Below are 18454 nucleotides of genomic sequence, written 5' to 3' on the forward strand. Positions count from 1 at the left end.
AGTTCCAATGTTCGATTCTTCCCCGTGCGGGTGCCCTGTCGGCGGTCGTAACCTGTATGGGCCAATGACGTCCCTTACGGAGAGACCTTGCCCAGTCCCTACCGCGCGATCTTCGCAGCGCCCGGCACCAAGGCCTTCAGCGCCGCCGGCCTCATAGGCCGGCTGCCGATCTCCATGGTGGGCGTCGGCATCCTCACGATGATCTCCGAGATCACGGGGCGGTATGCGATGGCCAGTGCCCTCACCGGCACCCTGGCCCTGGCCGCGGCGTTCATCGGCCCGCAGGTGTCCCGGCTGGTGGACCAGTACGGGCAGCGGCGGGTGCTGCGCCCCGCGACCCTGATCTCCGTCGCCTCCGTCATCGCCCTGGTGCTGGCCGCGGCGAACGGCCTCCCCGACTGGACCCTCTTCGTCTTCGCGGCCGTCGCGGGCTGCGTGCCGAGCGTCGGCTCGATGATCCGCGCCCGCTGGACGGTGCTCTACCACGACGCCCCGCGCGAGCTGCACACCGCGTACTCCTTCGAGTCCGTGGTGGACGAGGTCTGCTTCATCTTCGGACCGATCCTGGCGATCGGGCTGTCCACGACCTGGTTCCCGGAGGCCGGGCCGGTGATCGCGGCAGGCTGCCTGCTCGTCGGCGTCTGGCTGCTCACGGCGCAGCGCTCCACGGAGCCGCCGCCGCACCCCCGCAGCCAGGACGGCGACCGGACCTCCGCACTGCGCTCCCCCGGCCTGCAGGTGCTGACGGCCACGTTCGTGGCGACGGGTGCGATCTTCGGGTCCATCGACGTGTCCACCCTGGCCTTCGCCGAGGAGCAGGGCCACAAGTCCGCCGCCAGTTTCATCCTGGCCATCTGGGCGGCCGGATCCTGTCTGGCCGGCATCGTCTTCGGCCTGCTCCATCTCAAGGGCCGGACCGAACGCCGGTGGGTACTGGGCATCTGTGCGATGGCCGTGAGTATGATCCCCCTCCTACTGGCCGGGAACCTTCCGTTTCTGGCCGTGGCGCTCTTCGTCTCGGGCCTCGCCATCGCTCCCACGATGATCACCACGATGGCCCTGATCGAGGCGCACGTACCACGCGCGAAGCTCACCGAGGGCATGACGTGGATCACCACCGGCCTCGCCGTCGGTATCGCGGTCGGCTCCTCCGTGACCGGTCTGGTCATCGACGCGGCCGGGGCTCAGCGCGGGTTCGTCGTCTCGGTCTCGGCGGGGACCGCCGCGGCGGCGGTGGCGTTCGCGGGTTACCGCCGGCTGACGAGGCCGGCGCAAGGGGAGGAGCCCTCTAGCGATGGGGACGGCGACAGCAGCAGGGAAGAACGGGCCGGCGACAGCGGGCGCGTGGCGTAACTGGGCGGGCAACGTCACGGCCGCACCCGCCCGGGTGGTGACCCCGGCCTCGGTCGGGGAGCTTCAGGAGGCGGTCCGCCGGGCCGCCGAGGACGGGATGAAGGTGAAGGCGGTCGGCACCGGCCACTCCTTCACCGCGGCCGCCGCCACCGACGGGTTGCTCGTACGCCCGCAGGCGCTGGCCGGGATCCGGGAGATCGACCGGACCGCCGGCACCGTGACGGTGGCCGCGGGCACGGTGCTCAAGGACCTCAACCAGGCCCTGGCCCGGGAGGGCCTGTCGCTCACGAACATGGGCGACATCATGGAGCAGACGGTCTCCGGCGCCACCAGCACCGGCACCCACGGCACCGGCCGGGACTCCGCCTCCATCGCCGCCCAGATCCGCGGTCTGGAGCTGGTCACGGCGGACGGCCGCCTGCTCACCTGCTCCGAGAAGGAGAATCCGGAGGTCTTCGCGGCCGCCCGGATCGGCATCGGAGCCCTCGGCGTCGTCACGGCGATCACGTTCGCCGTGGAGCCGATCTTCTTCCTGACTGCCCGTGAGGAGCCCATGGGCTTCGACCGGGTGACCGCAGAGTTCGAGCAGCACTTCGCGGAGAACGAACACTTCGAGTTCTACTGGTTCCCGCACACCGGCAACTGCAACACCAAGCGCAACAACCGCAGCCAGGGCCCCGCCGCCCCGCCCGGAGCGGTGAGCGCCTGGGTCGAGGACGAACTGCTGTCCAACGGCCTCTTCCAGGCCGTCAACTCGCTGGGCCGCGCGGTCCCGGCGACCATCCCCTCCATCGCCCGGATCGCGAGCCGCGCCCTGTCCGCGCGCACCTACACGGACATCCCGTACAAGGTGTTCACCAGCCCGCGCCGGGTGCGCTTCGTGGAGATGGAGTACGCCCTTCCGCGCGAGCAGGTCGTCGAGGCGCTGCGGGAGCTCAAGGCGACGGTCGACCGCTCCGGGCTGCGGATCAGCTTCCCGGTGGAGGTGCGCACGGCCCCGGCGGACGACATCGCGCTGTCGACGGCCTCGGGGCGGGAGACCGCGTACATCGCGGTGCACATGTACAAGGGCACCCCGTACCAGGCCTACTTCACGGCCGCCGAGCGGATCTTCACGGCGCACGGCGGACGGCCGCACTGGGGCAAGGTGCACACGCGGGACGCGGAGTACTTCGCCCGCGTCTACCCGCGCTTCGGCGAGTTCACCGCGCTGCGGGACCGGCTGGACCCGGAGCGGCTGTTCGGCAACGACTACCTGCGGCGGGTGCTGGGCGAGTAGCCCCGGCCGGGCCCCTGCCCACGCTCAGCGCTCATGGGGTGTGGGGCTTTCCGTGGGTGTGGGCGTCGGGGTCGGGGTGGGCTTCGGGCTCGGCATCGGCGGGCTCGGACTCGGCGTCGGGCGCCCGGAGTCCGGGCCCGGGGAGCCCGAGGGGTCCGGGGCCGACGGCCCGGGGCCGGGGCTCTCGCCCGGGCCGCGGCCGCCGTGCGGAGCCGAAGGGCTCGGGGAGGTCCCGGACCCGGAGGATCCGCCGCCCTTCCCGCCGGTGCCGGGTTCCTTCCCGGGGCCGGCGGGCCCGCCGTCGTTCACCTTGTGCGTGCCGCCGGACCAGATGGTTCCGCCGCCCTGGCTGATCGCCGTACCGGAGAAGGCCTCGTACGCGCCGAGGCCGCCGAGCGCGAGGGCGAAGGCCGCGCCCGAGGCCACCGCCGTGCGCTTCCAGCCCCGTACGCGGGTGCCGTGCACGGTGGCCTCGCCGAACTCCTCGGAGGGAGGGACCGCACGGAGCAGCAGGGTGCCGCCGGCCGCCTCCTCCCCATGGGGCAGCGGGACCTGACGGGCCCTGGGACGGGCGCTCTCGCGCAGCTGGTCGCCGGTGCGCTTGAAGAGGTGCTGGATGACGGGGCCGCCGGCGGTGGCGACCACGCTCACCACGCCGGCGCCGAGGATGGTCCCGTAGACGCCGAGCTGCGAGGCGAGCAGGGCCGCCGCGACGGTGGCGAGGGAGGAACCCGCGATCTGGGCCACGCTCAGATCGAGCCTCTTCTTTTCCGTCCCGTCCGTCCCCTCCGTCCCCTGCGTCCCCTGCGTCCCGGACCCCGGTCCGGCTGCCGGCGCGGCCTTCCGACCCATCCTCATCCCCTGCGTGTGCTGCCTCTCGCGACCTCTCGCGCTTCACCGCTCTCAGCAGTTACTGACCGCCGGGCGAAAGGGATAGTTCCGTTTCTGGGGATTCTGTGAAGCAAGACACCCGAAAACGGGCGCGGCCGCAGGTCCGGCCCGATTCAGGGCAGCCCAACTCCCACCGCCCACGACAAGTTCGGCGGCGCGGCGGTCCACCCAGGTGGCCCGAATGGAGTACTGTGGCGAGCCCTGGGGCCGTCCTTCCTTACGGATGTCCGGACTCGGGAGAGGGGGCCGACTGATGGAGAAACGGCACTCGAGACCGGTGATCCCGCGGCATTGCACGGGTTCCTGCTGCGCACAGTAACCGTTCGGTCACTGTGTGTGCCCAACAGGTAACCGTGCCATAACGGCGATCAAGGGCGCATGCCCGACACGCCGGTTGAACTCGGCAAGGTTGTGGCAGGCTGCACCCGGGCAGGCCACACTCGACTAGCGGAAGCAGCGACGCACGTGACGTCGGCAGGCACCACCCGGGAGGTCCCCATGCCCGAACTGCGTGTCGTGGCCGTCTCAAATGACGGCACACGACTGGTGCTCAAGGCTGCGGACAGCACGGAGTACACGCTTCCGATCGACGAGCGGCTGCGCGCTGCCGTGCGCAACGACCGCGCACGCCTGAACCAGATCGAGATCGAGGTGGAGAGCCACCTCCGCCCCCGTGACATCCAGGCCCGCATACGGGCCGGTGCCTCCGCTGAGGAGGTCGCTCAACTCGCCGGCATCCCCGTCGACCGCGTACGCCGCTTCGAGGGCCCGGTGCTGGCCGAGCGCGCGTTCATGGCGGAGCGGGCCCGCAAGACCCCCGTACGCCGCCCCGGCGAGAACACCGGACCCCAGCTCGGCGAGGCCGTGCAGGAGCGGCTCACGCTGCGCGGCGCCGAGAAGGAGTCCGTGCAGTGGGACTCCTGGCGCCGTGACGACGGCACCTGGGAGGTCCTGCTGGTCTACCGGGTCGCGGGCGAACCGCATTCGGCCAGCTGGACGTACGACCCGCCGCGCCGGCTGGTGGTGGCCGTGGACGACGAGGCCCGCTCCCTGATCGGCGAGGCGGACGACCTTCCGGCGACGCCGGAGCCGAGCTTTCCGTTCGTGCCGAGGATCGCGCGGCTGCCGCGCGACCGGCCGCTGGACCGCGCGCTCGACCGCCAGCTGGAACGACCCGTCACCCCGGCCCCGGAGCCGGAGGAGGAGCGGGACACGCTGACGAGCCTGCTGGAGGCGGTGCCGAGCTTCCGCGGCGACCTGGTGGTCCCGGAACGCACCGAGCCGCCGTCGGAGGAACCGGAGGCGGAGGAGCCCCCGGCGGCTTCGGCGAGTGCCGGTGCCGGCGCCGCGTACGCGGACGTCCTGATGCCGCGGACCGTGGCGGGCCACCGGGACCGCCTGACGGGCACCACGGACCGCCAGGCGGAGGCCGACGGCGTCCGCCCGGGCCGCCGAGCGGCGGTCCCGAGCTGGGACGAGATCGTCTTCGGCACGCGCCGCAAGAAACAGGAGTAGCCGCCCCGGCCGCGCGAGCGGCCCGGGGCTGCGCCCGGCCTCCCGGGGCACCGCTCCGCCCCGGACCCCGCGGCTCAAACGCCGGCGGGGCCGGAGGCTACTGCGGGGCCGGGCCCGTGGCCACCGGGCGGGTCGGGTCCGTGGACCATTCCGACCAGCTGCCTGCGTACAGGGCGGCCGGCACGCCCGCCACCTCGAGCGCCAGTACCTCGTGCGCCCCCGAGACCCCCGAACCGCAGTACACCCCGACCGGCGCCTCGCCGGAGACACCCAGCCCGGCGAACCTGGCGCGCAGCGCATCCGCCGCCAGGAACCGCCCGTCCGCGCCCACGTTCTCCGTCGTCGGCGCCGACACCGCTCCCGGAATATGCCCGCCGACCCGGTCGATCGGCTCGACCTCGCCCCGGTACCGCTCCCCCGCCCGCGCGTCCAGCAGGATCCCGCTCCGCGCGAGCGCCGCCGCGGCGTCCGCGTCCAGCAGCCCCACCGCCCCCGGGTTTGGCTTGAAATCGCCCTCCTCGACGGTCACCGCGTCAGCCGTCACGGGCCCGCCCGCCGCCGTCCATGCGGCCAGTCCCCCGTCCAGTACCCGCACGTCCGTGTGACCCGTCCAGCGCAGCAGCCACCAGGCCCGGGCGGCGGCCCACCCCTGGCCCCCGTCGTACACGACCACCGGCACGTCCGCCGAGACCCCGGCCCTGCGCATCACCGCCGCGAACTCCTCCGGCTGCGGCAGCGGGTGCCGGCCGCCCGCCCCCGGCGGACCTGCCAGTTCGCGGTCGAGGTCCACGTACACCGCACCCGGCAGGTGTCCGGCCTCGTACTCGGACCGCAGGTTCGGGCCGCCCAGCTGCCAGCGGATGTCCAGCAGCACCGGGGGCCGGGAACCGGCCAGCTCGTCCCTCAGTTCGGACGCGGAGAGGATCGCGGAAGTCGCGGAGTTCGCAGTCATACGGCCCATCTTCCTCCCCGCTCCGCAGCCCGTGTAACAAGCCCGACATCGACAGGCCGCACTGATCCGGTCATCTCTCCCCGCTCCGGCGAAACCCGGCCGGTCGGGGCGCGCCGGACCCGCCGGAGTGGAAGCATCTGGTCCGGGATGAGCGACGACGGAGGAGACGGCTGACATGACCGAGGCACCGGAAGCAACGCGGCGCCCGCCCGGCACACCGTGCTGGTCGAGTCTGATGGTGCACGGCCTCGGGACCACCGAGGCCTTCTACACCGACCTGTTCGGCTGGGAGTACGAGCCCGGCCCCCAGCCGTTCGGCCCGTACGTCCGCGCGCTGCTCGACGGCCAGGAGGTGGCCGGCATCGGGGAGATGCCGCCGGACCGGCATCTTCCGGTGGCCTGGACGACGTACTTCGCCACCGACGACGCGGACTCCACGGCCGAGACGATCCGCTCCTGCGGCGGCACGGTGGCGGTGGGCCCGCTGGACGCGGGCGCCGCGGGGCGCCTGGCGATCTGCTCCGACCCGCTGGGGGCGATCTTCGGCCTCTGGCAGGCCGAGGAGCAGATCGGGACCCGGCAGCCCGGGGTCCCCGGCACGCCGGTCTGGAACGAACTGGTCACGCAGGACACGTCGACCGTCGGCAAGTTCTACGAGCACGTCTTCGGCCACGAGGCCGAGACGCACGGCACGGCCTCCGCGGACTTCGACTACGTGACGCTGCTGCTGGACGGGCGTCCGGTCGCCGCCGTGCACGGGGTCGGGCGCTCGCTCCCGCACGACCGGGGCCCGCACTGGATGACGTACTTCGAGGTCGAGGACACCGACACGGCCGCGGCCCGGGTCCACCGGCTCGGCGGGCGCGTCGTCCAGCCGCCCCGCGAGGGGCTGGCCGGCAGGGTGGCCACGGTCACCGATCCGGAGGGCGCGGTGTTCACCCTCCTGGAGTCGCGTCCCGGCAACGGCCACTGACCGGCGGCCCTCGTCGTACGGGCTACGAGGGCTTCGCCTCGGACAGGTGCATCAGCGCCTGGGCGGCGAGGCGATAGCCGTAAGCGCCCAGGCCGACCACGACACCGCTCGCCAGAGGGGCGATCACCGACTCGTGCCGGAACTGTTCGCGGGCCCACACGTTGCTGAGGTGCACCTCGATCCACGGGGGTGAATAGCTCGCCAGCGCGTCACGCAGACTCCATCCGGCGATCATCAGGGCACCGGGATTGACGATCGCTCCGACCGTGCTGCCGGAATGCCGGTGAAGGGCGCTGACGAGGTCGCCCTCCGAGTCGTGCTGGACGGAGCGGACCTCCCACCCCTTGACGCTCACTTCCCGGGCGACCGCCGCTTCGATGTCGGCGAGCGTGTCCGTGCCGTATATCTCCGGCTCGCGCCGCCCCAGGATGCCCAGGTTGGGACCGTTCAAGAGAAGAACGACACTCAAGGGGACACCTCGCCATTCATTTCCACGCCGTTCACTGCACCGGAGGGCTCCGGAACGACTCCCATACTGTCGGCGCCCTTCGCGGGCCGCCATCATCAGAATTGATAGTCCCGGCGGGGGCCGCGGCACGAGGACCGCTGGGGACCGGCTCGATGCCGGGCGCGCCCGGTCCGAGGACGCTCCGGGCCGCGCAGGACGCGAGAGCCCGTGGTGGGCGGCAGCCTCCGTTCACCGGGGCTGCGCGCGCCCCGTGAACCGAACTTCTCCCTTCCGGCAGCTGTCTTGATCTGCACTTGAGCCCGGCTGGAGCACTCCGGCCCCCCGTAGCCCGGTGCTGAATCATGACTGGCACGTCCACCGCCACCACTCGGACGAAGCGGCGCGACTGATGATCCGATGACAGGAGATGTGATGCTCGACTCTCTGATTCGCCTGCAGACGCCCCCGGTTTTTTCCGTCATGCGCACCTGCGAGAGCGACTCCTGCGAGACGGTCAGATTGTCCGAGCTCTCGTTTTCCGCCTGGTCGCGCGGCGAACTCGTCGAGGCGATTCGCCTGGCGGCCGTGGCCGCCCGCACCAACCCCGCATGCGCGGACAATTGCGTGGGGCCGGCCATGGTCTGGTATTCCGTTCTGCTCGTCCGGGTCCGTGAACTCGCCTCCGGGGCACGTGTGCTCGCCGGCGTGGAGGAACTGACGGCCCGCGCCGAGGAAACCGGCGGACTGGTGGCGGCTTCGCTGATCTGTGCGGCGGAACTCGCGTTCACCCGGGGGGATGTCGACTCCGCTGCCGATCTGGCGGGCAGGGGTGTGCACAGGGCGCAGCAGGCCGACCTCAACTCCCTGCTCCCCGATGCGCACACCATGCTGGCACTGAGCGCTCTGCGCCAGGGCAACATGAGCGTCAGCCTGGACTTCGTCGATCAGCTGCGGCAGGACGCCCTTCTCGGCCGGACGGTCGACAGGCCCAGTCAGTGCGCCTGGGCCGCGGCCCAGTTCCTGGAGGTACAGGGTGGCGCGAAGAGTGCCGCTCATCTCATCGCGGGCATCATCACGGACGACCAGCTCATCCTGGAGCTCCTGGCCTCCCAGCCGGCCGCTGCCGCCTGGCTCGTCCGGACCGCGCGGAAGCTGGGCGACGAATCCCTCGCCGAGCGGGTGGCCTCCGAGGCTGCCGGGCTCGCCGCGCGCAACCGCGGGCTCCGATCGATAGAGGCGGCGGCGGTGCACGCCGACGGGCTGCTGGAGGAGGACCCCGAACGGGTCATCGCTGCGGCCGAAGCACATCTGGACCTGTGGGCCGGCGCGTCCGCCTACGAGGATGCCGGGACCCTCCTCTCCGAGCTGGACCAGGAGCGGGACAGGGCCGTCGAGATCCTCGAACGGGCGGTGGACGGGTATGCGCGTTCCGCGGCCCCGCGGGATGCCCGCAGGGTCGTGAGCAAGCTCCGCTCGCTCGGTGTGCGACGCGGCCGCTATCCGCAGTACGCCGGCCAGGACGGTGTGAGCGCCGGCTCCCTCACCGTCACCGAGGCCGCGGTGGCCGAGCTGGTGAGCCAGGGATTCACCAACTCCCAGGTCGGCGAGCACCTGTTCATCTCGGGTCATACCGTGGCGTTCCACCTGAAGAAGATCTTCCGCAAGATGAACGTGGCCTCCCGGGTGGAACTGACGCGGACGTGGAGCCGTATCTCCAGTGCGGCTCCCGAGCTCGCACAGGTCGGCTGACGTCCGGCGCGGTCACCAGGTCACGCGGTCACCCGGTCACCCGGCCTCCACGGGCAGTATCCGGCGCAGCCTCCCCGGCGCGCCCGGGCGCTTGCGCCACTCGCGGGGATATCCCACGGACACCTCTTCGAAGCGGACGCCCTCGTGGTACGTGGTCCGCGGGATGTGGAGATGGCCGTAGACCATGGCGGCCACGTTGAACCTGCGGTGCCAGTCGGCCGTCAGTCCGGTCCCGCACCACATGGCGAACTCCGGGTACCAGAGGACGTCCGTCGGGTGCCGGTCGAGCGGGTAGTGGTTGACGAGGACGGTGGGCAGGCCGTCGGGGAGTTCGGCGAGCCTGCGCTCGGTCTCGGCGACCCGGGCCCGGCACCAGGCCTCGCGGCTCGGGTAGGGGTCGGGGTGCAGGACGTACTCGTCGTTGCAGATGACGCCGGTGCTGTGCGCGTAGGCCAGTCCCTCCTCCTTGGTGGTGCAGCCGGCCGGCAGGAAGGAGTAGTCGTACAGCAGGAAAAGCGGTGCCACGGCCACGGGGCCGTCGGGCCCCTCCCAGATCGGGTAGGGGTCCTCGGGCGTCGTGACGCCCAGTTCGCGGCACAGCTCGACCAGGTGCTCGTAGCGGGCGACACCGCGCAGGGTGAGGGAGTCGCTCGGGTGGGTCCACAGTTCGTGGTTGCCGGGGACCCAGACGACCTTGCGGAAGCGGCTCGCGAGGGTTTCCAGGCACCAGCGGATGTCGGCCACGTTCTCGCCCACGTCCCCGGCGACCAGCAGCCAGTCGTCCTCCGAGTCCGGTGTCATCCGCTCGACCAGGGCGCGGTTCTCGGCGTGGTTGAGGTGGAGGTCGCTGATGGCCAGCAACCGTCCCCCGCCCGTACCGGCGGCTTTCCCGGTCATCCCGCGTCCCGTTCGGTGCACACGACGGGTGCCGGGAGGGACCCATCCGCCTGCTTCGCGCACGCAGCCGTCCGCGCGGGGGCGGCGGCCGCGTGCTGCGGCGAACTGGAAGTCATGCTTCTCTCCTCCTGGCACTCGTCGAGTGCCGGTCAAGCCCTGCGATCGAGGGCGACGGCCCCTCGGACGCCCGAGGATGCCGGCAGGACGCTCTGGCGGAGCAGCCTCTCCGTCAGCAGTGCGATCACGTCTGCGCTCTGGCCGGTGAGGAAGAAGTGGCCTCCAGGGAACACCCGGAGCTCCATCGGCCCGGTGGTGTGCGCTTCCCAGGACGCCGCTTCGTCGATCGAGACCCGGGGGTCGTTGTCTCCGGTGAGCACCGTCACCGGGCAGTCCAGCTTGCGTCCCGGCTCGTACTGGTACGTCTCGACGGCACGGTAGTCGCTGCGGATGGCCGGCATGATCATTTCCAGCAGTTCCGGGTCGGTCAGCATGGCCGAGTCGGTTCCGCTCAACTTGCGGAGTTCGGCCACCATCTGTGCGTCCGACCCCAGGTGGACCATGTCGTCGCGGTGGCGGGAGGGTGCCCGCCGGCCGGACGCGAAGAAGCGCACGGGCGAGGGGAGGCCGGCGTCCTGCATGCGCAGCGCGAGCTCGTAGGCGAGAACGGCGCCCATGCTGTGCCCGAACAACGCCAGGGGCAGATCGTCGAGATGGCGCACGGCCGCGAAGATCTGGTCCGCCAGGTCGGGGATGCTGGGGATGTTCGGCTCGTGGCGTCGGTCCTGCCGCCCCGGGTACTGGATGGCCAGCACGTCCACCGCGGGCGCGAGCGCCTTGGACACGGGAAAGTAGAAGCTCGCCGATCCGCCTGCGTGCGGCAGGCATATGAGGCGGACTTTACTGTCCGGCGCCGGGGGGCGCCGCCGGACCCATTTCTCGAATTGCTCCACTGTTTTCGACATCTTCCAGATCCTAGGGTGGGCTTGGCGGGCTGGGCATCCCTCGACCTGATAGCCGCCCCGAATCCGGCCGGACGTCCGCACTGAGGCCCGCGTGGAATATCTGATAACGCCGATGAGTGGACCAGGTGAAACCTGGCCCACTCTGCCGGATGGCGAAACACTTCGCCTGCTGTACGAAATCGGCAGCGTCGGCGGCCGGTTACCGCTAACCGATGCGTTCCGCGGCGAGCTGCCAGACGGGAGCCTTGATCCGTCCCTGATCGTCGAGTTCGACCGAATCGATGGGATTCGAGGCGAGCGCCGGGTCGAAGCGGGCCAGCGATTCGCTGACGTCCTCCGTCTCGGAGGCCGCCAGGCTGATCAGCTGCCGAATGCTCTCGGGGGTGAGCGAGGTCTGGTACAGGACCGGGCGCAGCACGGTGATGTTCCACTGCTTGCCGACGATCTCACGGAGGTTCTTCTCGCTGACGCGCTGCGCGACAGGGAAGACCGCGGGCAGTTCCTCGGCGAAGCAGAGCAGGTGCAGCCGCGCGCCGGGCTTGGTGGCGCGGTACAGCGCGTCCATGTAGCGGCGCTGGTTGTCCTCGGTCAGGCAGTGGTAGAGCCCGCTGTCGATGACCGTGTCGAAACGGTTCTCGTAACCGTCCAGGCTGGTCGCGTCGGCAACGGCGAAATCGACGTCGAGTCCCTTGGCGCGGGCGCGCTTCTTCGCCTCCTGGATGGCGGTCGGCGCCCCGTCGATGCCGGTGACCCGGTAGCCGCGCGAGGCGAGGAAGATGGCGTTGTCGCCGAGCCCGCAGCCGACGTCGATCACGTCGCCGCTGACCTGGCCCGCGTCCTCGGCCGCGATCACGGCCGGCTGGGCATCGGCGATGTCCCACGGCGCGAGGATTCCGACCGGAGCGTCTCCCTTGTATCCCTGGTAAACGGCTTCCAGGTTGAGGTGTTCCAGCGAGAAGTTCTCAAGGTTCTGTTCGGTCACGTGATCCTCCAGCGAGCGCCCCGAGTGAAATCGGCGGACCCATTTTGAATTGGTCGGGACCGGTGCCGATCCCGCGACTTGCATGATCCTTCCAGACCCTAGGGCAGACATGACGGGCCGGGCATCCCTCGATCTGATAGGGCAATGCGCAACGCCTCGGGTTGCATGGCGGGCTACCAGGTCAAGGGATGTCCGGCCAGGGGTGCATTACCTACCCTGAAAGGAAATTCTCGGCGAACGCACCGCCCGGTTCCGGAGCTTCGCCCGCGAGCGGGAGCGCGGCCGGTGCCGTCCTGAATCGTGGAGCGCTCGCCCGGCCCGAAGGAATGAGTGCAATGACTCCAGAAGACACGTTCATGCGGTTCCGCGAATACATGCTGGGACCGGCACGGTTCATGACCCTGCTGTCCTGTTTCGAGCTCGGCATCATCGATGCGCTCCGGAAAGAGCCCGGCATGACCACGGACCGGATCGGCGAGGCCGTCGGCGCCACGGCGGGGGCCGTGGAACAGCTCCTCCACCTGCCGGTCAAGGAGGGTTTCCTCTCGTACGACGAGGCTTCCGGCGGCTACTCCCTCGACGCTCTCGCGGACATCGCAGAGGCCGACCTCGGGCGACTGCTCACCGTGATGGACATGATCAAGGTCGTCATGCTCAGGCAGATGTTCTACCTGACCGAGAGCGTTCAGACCGGCACGGTCGTCGGCCTGGACAAGTTCTACGGGTTCAAGGGAAATCTGTACGAGGCCGTGGGCGAGCACAAGGACCTGCGCGAATCCTGGGCCACCATGATGGACGATGTCACCGCCCACGTGGATCCCTGGTTCTTCCGCAACCTCCGCATACCGGCCGGCTCGAAGGTGCTCGATCTCGCCGGGAACACCGGTCTCGGAGCGATCATGACCTATCGGCTGAAGGCTTCGCCCGGGCTTCGCGTGACGACGTTCGACCTGCCCGAGAAGGAAGAGGAATGCCTCGAGACCTTCCGCGCCCACGGCGTCGAGAAGCACTGCTCGTTCATCGGCGGTGACGTCTTCGCAAGCGTTCCCAAGGGCTTCGACGTCGTCCTGATCAAGCACTTCCTGGACATGTTCGACAAGGAGGACGTGGTCAGGATCCTCACCAGCGTCAGCGAGGCGCTGGAAGTCGGCGGACAGGTCAACATCCTGGTGCCGGTGTACCCCGACGACGTCAAGGACACCAGCAGCGCCGGCGTCGACCTCTTCCCCGCCTACTTCCTCTCCGGCGCCATGGGCAAGGGAGGGCCGCAGAAGCTGTCGACCTACCGGAGCTGGGTGGAGGAGTGCGGGTTCGAGGTCACGAAGACGGTGGCCCAGGACCTCACCAAGACACCCGGAGCCCTGATCGCGCACGGCATCCTGTGCGCGACGAAGGTCGCATGAGCCGGTGAACGCGGGCGGGCCTGCGCGTCGGGGTCTGCGGCCGCGGCCGGCCGGACCCGGCGCGGATCCCGCCCGCGCCGGGTCGACCCGGCGCGGGCGGGGCTCAGGCCAGCTGCAGCGGAAGCCGGTCGACCCGGGTGAACCCGGGTCGCAGCGCCCACGGGATCTGCTCCCGCCCGACCGCCAGGGCCAGGTCGGGGAACCGGGTGAACAGCGCGTGCAGCGCCACCTCGGCCTCCTGGCGGGCCAGTACGGCACCGAGGCAGTAGTGCAGCCCCTGCCCGAAACCGAGGTGGCTCTCGGTGCGTTCGGTCTCCCGGCTCACGTCCAGCCGCTGGGGGTCGTCGAATTGGCGCGGGTCGGTGTTCGCGGCGAGGAGCAGCGGGATGACCGGCGCCCCCGCGGGGATCGTGACGCCGCCCAGCTCGACCCCCTGCGACGGGTAGCGGGGCTGCCCGAACTGGACGGGCCCCAGTCGCATCAGCTCGTGTACCGCCTGCGGCCACAGGGACGGGTCGGCGCGCAGCAGGGCGAGCTGGTCCGGGTGTCCGAGCAGGGCGAGCACCGCATTGCCGAGCAAGGAGGTCGTCGTCTCGTGGCCGGAGATCACCAGGGTGAAGACCAGCGTGACCATCTCCCGGTCGGAGAGGCGGTCGCCGTCGTCCTCCTGGGCCTGTACGAGTGCGGTGATCAGGTCGTCGCGCGGCTCGGCACGCCGGCGTGCGATCAGGTCCAGCACGTGGTCGACGCACTCGCGGAAGACGGTCGGGAGGCTCTCGACGTGCGCCATGGGCGCGGAGAGCATGCCCGCCCACTCGTGCCACTGGGGACGATCGGCCTCGTCGATGCCGACCAGCTCGCAGATCACCGTGATCGGCAGCGGGTAGCAGAAGGACTCCATGAGTTCGACCGGCGCACCGTCGCGTGCGGCCTCGGCCAACCGGTCGAGGAGCGCCTCGGTGATCTCCTCGACCCGCGGGCGCAGCGCGGACACGCGCCGCGCGGTGAACGCCCGGGAGACCAGCTTGCGCAACCGGCGGTGGTCGGCGCCGTCGACTTCGACGATCTTGTCGGCGAGGTAGTCGACCAGGTCGGACGGGATGTTGAGCCGCTTCATGATCGTGGTCCGGACGTCCGGGCCTCCCGGCACCGAGGCCGGGTTGTTGAGGAACAGCGGATCGGACAGCACCCGGCGGACGTCGGCGTAGCGGGTGACCAGCCACATCGGCGGCCCGCCCATCATCGTGCCGGTCAGGATCGGAGCCTGCTCGCGCAGCCGCGCGTACCCGGCGAACGGATCGGCTGTCAGTTCCGGCGAGAGGAGCTCGACCGGGTCGGCCTGGGTCTCGGCGGTGGCGGTCATAAAGTCGCTCACTTCCGTATCGGAGAAATGGTGTGCCGACCCACCGATATCAGGTGGGCACGCGCGACGGGCATTTGTCGTTCGGGGTTGAACGGAACCGGCACGACCGGATTTCGAACTGCGCCGTCCGCTTCAACCGGCCCGCTTCTTCGGCACGTTACGGCAGTAATGACCGACAACACATCCCTCAACCTGATAGGGTTTTCCGATCCTTGACACACCTCGAACACCGGAATACTATTCTGGCAATTTTCCGGCGTGGCGGAATTCAGCCCTTCAAACAGCGCGGACCTGTGAAGTCCTCCTTGACGCCGTTTTTCGAAGCGCGCGCTGATCTGCCCACAGCATGCGAGTAGGGGCACGATGCCAACCATGCGAACGCACGATACGTACTCGAATCCGACGGACACGGACGTCGTCATCGTGGGCAACGGGCCGATCGGTGCCACGCTCTCGGTGCTGCTCGCCCAGCGCGGCTGGCGGGTGACCGTGCTCGAGCGCCGCGCCCGGCCGTACCGGCTTCCCCGGGCGACCAGCTTCGACGGGGAGACCGCGCGGCTCCTGGCGGCCACCGGGATCGGCCTGGACCTGGGCCGGGTCACGGAGCCGGCCAACGGCTACCAGTGGCAGACCCCCTCCGGCGCGGCGCTGCTGGACATCGAGTTCACGACGGCCGGACCGTACGGCTGGCCGGACGCCAACACGATGCACCAGCCGGCCCTGGAGGAGCTGATCGCCGCCAGGGCGGCGGCACTTCCCGGCATCACGGTGCTGCGCGGGCACGAGGTCGTGAAGATCAACGACGGCGGGGAACACGTGGAGGTGACGGCGACCACCGACGACGACGCGACCCGCGTCCTCTCCGCGCGGTGGGTCGTGGGGTGCGACGGAGCCAACAGCTTCGTGCGCGACCACCTCGACGTCTCCGTGACGGACCTCGGGTTCTCCTACGAGTGGCTGCTGTGCGACGTCGAACTGCGCCAGCCGCGCGAGTTCACCCCCACCAACGTGCAGATCTGTGATCCGGCCAGGCCCACGACCGTGGTGGCCAGCGGCCCCGGGCGCCGGCGCTGGGAGTTCATGCGCCTGCCGGGCGAGAGCACCGCCGAGCTCAACCGGGACGAGACGGCCTGGCGGCTGCTGGCGCCGTTCGGCGTCACCCCCGACACGGCCACCCTGCTGCGCAGCACCACGTACATCTTCCAGGCCCGTTGGGCCGACCAGTGGCGCGTGGGCCGTGTCCTGCTGGCCGGCGACGCGGCCCATCTCATGCCGCCCTTCGCCGGGCAGGGCATGTGCTCCGGCATCCGGGACGTCGTCAACCTGGCGTGGAAGCTGGACCTGACGCTCCGCGGCGTCGCGGACGAGTCCGTACTGGACAGCTACACGCAGGAGCGCCGCGCACAGGCCAAGGAGGCGATCTTGGCATCGGTCCAGCTGGGCCGGGTGATCTGTGTGACGGACCCGGCGGCCGCCGCCGAGCGGGATGCCACGGTGCTCGCCAACCGGCGCGGCAAGCCGGCGGGCCGGCCGGAGCCGGCGAAGGCGCTCTCGGGCGGGCTGCTGCACCGGCGGCCGGGGGCCGGGGCGGCCGAGGCGCCCGCGGGTGCCGTCGTACCGCAGGGCCGCGTGGCGCGCCGGGGCTCCACCGGGCTGTTCGACGAGGTGGTCGGCCGTGGTTTCGTCCTGCTGACCACCGGCGATCCGCACGCCCTGCTCGACGAGGAGCGGCTTTCCTTCCTCGCCGGTCTGGGGGCCCACGTGGTGCGGCTGCTGCCGCCCGGACAGGCATCCGAGGAGCACGGCCCGGCCGATGTGATTGGTGTGGTGGATGCGGACGGGGTCTACGGGCCGTATCTGGCCCGGTTCGGGGCGACTTCGCTGCTCGTCCGTCCGGACTACCACGTCTTCGGTGCCGCGAGCGGCCCGGACGGCACCGCAGCACTGGTCGACGACCTGCGGGGCCGGTTGTGCGCCGCGGTGCCGGCCGGTGCGGGGCACCGGGCCGGCTGACGGTCGTACGCGGTCAGGGCACGGCCAGGCGGGCGAGCGCCACCGCGCCGCGCAACGAGGAGAGGCCCCCCAGCGCTGCCGGCTCCACCGGCAGCGGGGGTTGGCCGGGGCGGGCCAGCTCGGCGAGGTGACCGGAGACCAGCCCGACGAGCTCGGGGAGGCCGGCCGCGAAGCCGCCGCCGATCAGGGCGAGTCGGGGATGGACCAGTTCCTGGACGCCGGACACCGCGGCGGCCAGGGCCCGGGAGGTCTCCTCGACCGCGGTCACCGCCCACGGCGCCCCTTCGCGCAGCGCCCGCCGCAGTTCCCCGAAGGGGACGGGCTCGCCCCGCAGAACGGCCGCGCGGGCCAGGGTGGCCGGTCCGGAGGCGATCGCCTGGAGGCATCCCCGGCGGCCGCAGACGCACTGCGCACCGCCCATCGCGACGATCACGTGTCCGAGCTCGAAGGAGCCGCGGCCGAGCCCGGGGCACGGCGCCCCCTGCAGGACGAGACCGCCGCCGATGCCGGTGCCCACCCCGACGTAGAGCAGGTCGTCGCAGCCCGATTCCCGGGCCTCCGCGAGCGCACCGAGGTCGCCGTCGTCCGCCCGGGCGACGGCGGCTCCGGGGAACAGCGCGCGCAGCGACGCGTCCAGGTGGAGCCCGTTCCACTCCGGCCGGCTGGGCCAGGCGGTGACCCGCCCGGCCGGGTCGACGGTGCCGGGCATCGCGACGCCCACCGCGCGCAGCGGTACCGGGAGCCGCGCCCGCAGTTGCTCCACGTGGTGGGCGAGCAGGGCGAGGTCCCGGTCAGCGCTGTGCCGCGGGCCCCACCGGAAGGCGGATTCGTCCACGCACTCCGCGCCGGCCTCCACCCGGAAGGCGACCTTGGTGCCCCCGATGTCGACACCGAGGTGATGTGCCTTCTCCATGCCCTTCGACGACCCTCAGGCCCGGGGCACGGACGGGCACAGCGCGAGCAGTTCGGCCGGGCAGTGCAGGACGGCGCCCGGCTGAGCGCCCAGCAGTGCGTCCTCGTCGTCCACCTCGGCCCACAGTGCGGCCGCCGAGGCCACACCGGCGCCGTGGGCGCTGACGATGTCGGTCGGTGCGTCGCCGATCATGATCGCCGTCTCGGCCGGCAGTCCCAGCAGCTCGAGAGCGCGCAAGACGATGTCCGGGGCGGGCTTCGGGTGGGCGACCTCGTCCGAGCCGATCACGTGGTCGAAGAAGGCGAGCAGGCCCAGCTGTTCGAGCAGGGACCGCGCCCGCGGCCCGCTCTTGCCGGTGGCCACCGCGAGCTTGTACCCGCGCGTCCGCAGGGTCAGCAGCAGCTCCGCCATGCCCTCGAAGACCGGCACCTGGTGGGCGAGCCGGTAGCTCTCGCGGACGAAGGGCTCCTCCATCTCCAGCGGGAGGCCCATGATCCGCATGATGTCGGGGAAGTAGCGTCCCTGGTGGCGCCGGTACTCCTCGAACGGAGCCCGGCCCTCTCCGACGACCTCCTTGTACGCGATGGCGAAGGCCTCTTCCATCACCGCGAAGCTGTCGACGATGACGCCGTCCAGATCGAAGATCACGGCGCGCCTGGCCGACCGGGGCGCCTCCGCCACCGTTGCCGGTATCCCTGTCATTGAAATTGTCACGTGATGCCATCCCGTACGTCTGGTCGTTCACTTGGAACTCGTGGTTC

At 71.0% G+C, this 18454-nt stretch carries 16 protein-coding genes; 7 read left to right on the forward strand and 9 right to left on the reverse strand.

Annotated elements, in window-relative coordinates; genetic code table 11:
* Nucleotides 1-87: 87 nt before the first annotated feature.
* Both AB5J51_RS11985 and AB5J51_RS11990 read left to right on the forward strand, forming a co-directional pair.
* On the forward strand, nucleotides 88-1353 hold the full coding sequence (locus tag AB5J51_RS11985; protein ID WP_053788491.1) for an MFS transporter: 1266 nt from the start codon (nucleotides 88-90) through the stop codon (nucleotides 1351-1353).
* Entirely contained in the window at nucleotides 1295-2632 is a 1338-nt protein-coding gene (locus AB5J51_RS11990) for a D-arabinono-1,4-lactone oxidase (protein ID WP_369777684.1), read from the forward strand. The genes AB5J51_RS11985 and AB5J51_RS11990 overlap by 59 nt, the downstream gene beginning before the upstream one ends.
* Before the next feature lie 24 nt (nucleotides 2633-2656).
* Here the strand turns inward: AB5J51_RS11990 and AB5J51_RS11995 are convergent, their stop codons facing one another.
* Nucleotides 2657-3379 (reverse strand): hypothetical protein, encoded by a 723-nt coding sequence (locus AB5J51_RS11995; RefSeq protein WP_369777685.1) that lies wholly within the window; start codon nucleotides 3377-3379, stop codon nucleotides 2657-2659.
* Between the two features lie 642 nt (nucleotides 3380-4021).
* Between AB5J51_RS11995 and sepH the strand changes: the two genes are divergently transcribed.
* On the forward strand, nucleotides 4022-5038 hold the full coding sequence (gene sepH, locus AB5J51_RS12000) for a septation protein SepH (RefSeq protein WP_053788528.1): 1017 nt from the start codon (nucleotides 4022-4024) through the stop codon (nucleotides 5036-5038).
* 97 nt (nucleotides 5039-5135) lie between these two features.
* Here sepH and AB5J51_RS12005 read toward each other — a convergent pair whose 3' ends face one another.
* Nucleotides 5136-5990 carry a sulfurtransferase gene (locus AB5J51_RS12005; RefSeq protein ID WP_053788494.1) on the reverse strand — a complete coding sequence of 285 codons (855 nt, stop codon included), beginning with the start codon at nucleotides 5988-5990 and terminating at the stop codon, nucleotides 5136-5138.
* A gap of 175 nt (nucleotides 5991-6165) precedes the next feature.
* Between AB5J51_RS12005 and AB5J51_RS12010 the strand changes: the two genes are divergently transcribed.
* Entirely contained in the window at nucleotides 6166-6963 is a 798-nt protein-coding gene (locus tag AB5J51_RS12010) for a VOC family protein (protein WP_136222764.1), read from the forward strand.
* Between the two features lie 22 nt (nucleotides 6964-6985).
* Here the strand turns inward: AB5J51_RS12010 and AB5J51_RS12015 are convergent, their stop codons facing one another.
* The gene (locus AB5J51_RS12015; RefSeq protein ID WP_053788496.1) at nucleotides 6986-7432 is read right to left on the reverse strand and encodes a type II 3-dehydroquinate dehydratase; all 447 of its coding nucleotides are present in this window, start codon (nucleotides 7430-7432) and stop codon (nucleotides 6986-6988) included.
* Nucleotides 7433-7843: 411 nt separating this feature from the next.
* Between AB5J51_RS12015 and AB5J51_RS12020 the strand changes: the two genes are divergently transcribed.
* On the forward strand, nucleotides 7844-9160 hold the full coding sequence (locus AB5J51_RS12020; protein ID WP_369777686.1) for a LuxR C-terminal-related transcriptional regulator: 1317 nt from the start codon (nucleotides 7844-7846) through the stop codon (nucleotides 9158-9160).
* Between the two features lie 36 nt (nucleotides 9161-9196).
* Here the strand turns inward: AB5J51_RS12020 and AB5J51_RS12025 are convergent, their stop codons facing one another.
* From AB5J51_RS12025 to AB5J51_RS12035, 3 genes are all read right to left on the reverse strand, one after another.
* Nucleotides 9197-10057 carry a metallophosphoesterase gene (locus AB5J51_RS12025; protein ID WP_136222762.1) on the reverse strand — a complete coding sequence of 287 codons (861 nt, stop codon included), beginning with the start codon at nucleotides 10055-10057 and terminating at the stop codon, nucleotides 9197-9199.
* Nucleotides 10058-10206: 149 nt separating this feature from the next.
* The gene (locus tag AB5J51_RS12030) at nucleotides 10207-11019 is read right to left on the reverse strand and encodes a thioesterase II family protein (protein WP_053788499.1); all 813 of its coding nucleotides are present in this window, start codon (nucleotides 11017-11019) and stop codon (nucleotides 10207-10209) included.
* Nucleotides 11020-11224: 205 nt separating this feature from the next.
* On the reverse strand, nucleotides 11225-12001 hold the full coding sequence (locus AB5J51_RS12035) for a class I SAM-dependent methyltransferase (RefSeq protein WP_369777687.1): 777 nt from the start codon (nucleotides 11999-12001) through the stop codon (nucleotides 11225-11227).
* A gap of 335 nt (nucleotides 12002-12336) precedes the next feature.
* On the opposite strand from AB5J51_RS12035, the gene AB5J51_RS12040 reads away from it, so the two are divergent.
* A complete protein-coding gene (locus tag AB5J51_RS12040) occupies nucleotides 12337-13404 on the forward strand; it encodes an acetylserotonin O-methyltransferase (RefSeq protein ID WP_234382462.1) in 1068 nt (355 codons plus the stop codon).
* 103 nt (nucleotides 13405-13507) lie between these two features.
* Here AB5J51_RS12040 and AB5J51_RS12045 read toward each other — a convergent pair whose 3' ends face one another.
* Nucleotides 13508-14779, reverse strand: coding sequence for a cytochrome P450 (locus AB5J51_RS12045; protein ID WP_369777689.1), 1272 nt, complete (start codon nucleotides 14777-14779; stop codon nucleotides 13508-13510).
* Nucleotides 14780-15139: 360 nt separating this feature from the next.
* Here AB5J51_RS12045 and AB5J51_RS12050 point away from each other — a divergent pair, with 360 nt between their 5' ends.
* Nucleotides 15140-16780, forward strand: a complete 1641-nt coding sequence (locus AB5J51_RS12050) for a bifunctional 3-(3-hydroxy-phenyl)propionate/3-hydroxycinnamic acid hydroxylase (protein ID WP_369777690.1) — start codon at nucleotides 15140-15142, stop codon at nucleotides 16778-16780.
* Nucleotides 16781-16793: 13 nt separating this feature from the next.
* On the opposite strand, the gene AB5J51_RS12055 is transcribed toward AB5J51_RS12050, so the two are convergent.
* Both AB5J51_RS12055 and AB5J51_RS12060 read right to left on the reverse strand, forming a co-directional pair.
* On the reverse strand, nucleotides 16794-17693 hold the full coding sequence (locus AB5J51_RS12055) for an ROK family protein (RefSeq protein WP_369777692.1): 900 nt from the start codon (nucleotides 17691-17693) through the stop codon (nucleotides 16794-16796).
* Nucleotides 17694-17708: 15 nt separating this feature from the next.
* Complete coding sequence (locus AB5J51_RS12060; RefSeq protein ID WP_369777693.1) at nucleotides 17709-18395, reverse strand: HAD-IA family hydrolase; 687 nt, start codon at nucleotides 18393-18395, stop codon at nucleotides 17709-17711.
* Nucleotides 18396-18454 lie beyond the last annotated feature (59 nt).

The organism is Streptomyces sp. R33 (assembly GCF_041200175.1).
GTDB classification, from domain to species: domain Bacteria; phylum Actinomycetota; class Actinomycetes; order Streptomycetales; family Streptomycetaceae; genus Streptomyces; species Streptomyces katrae_B.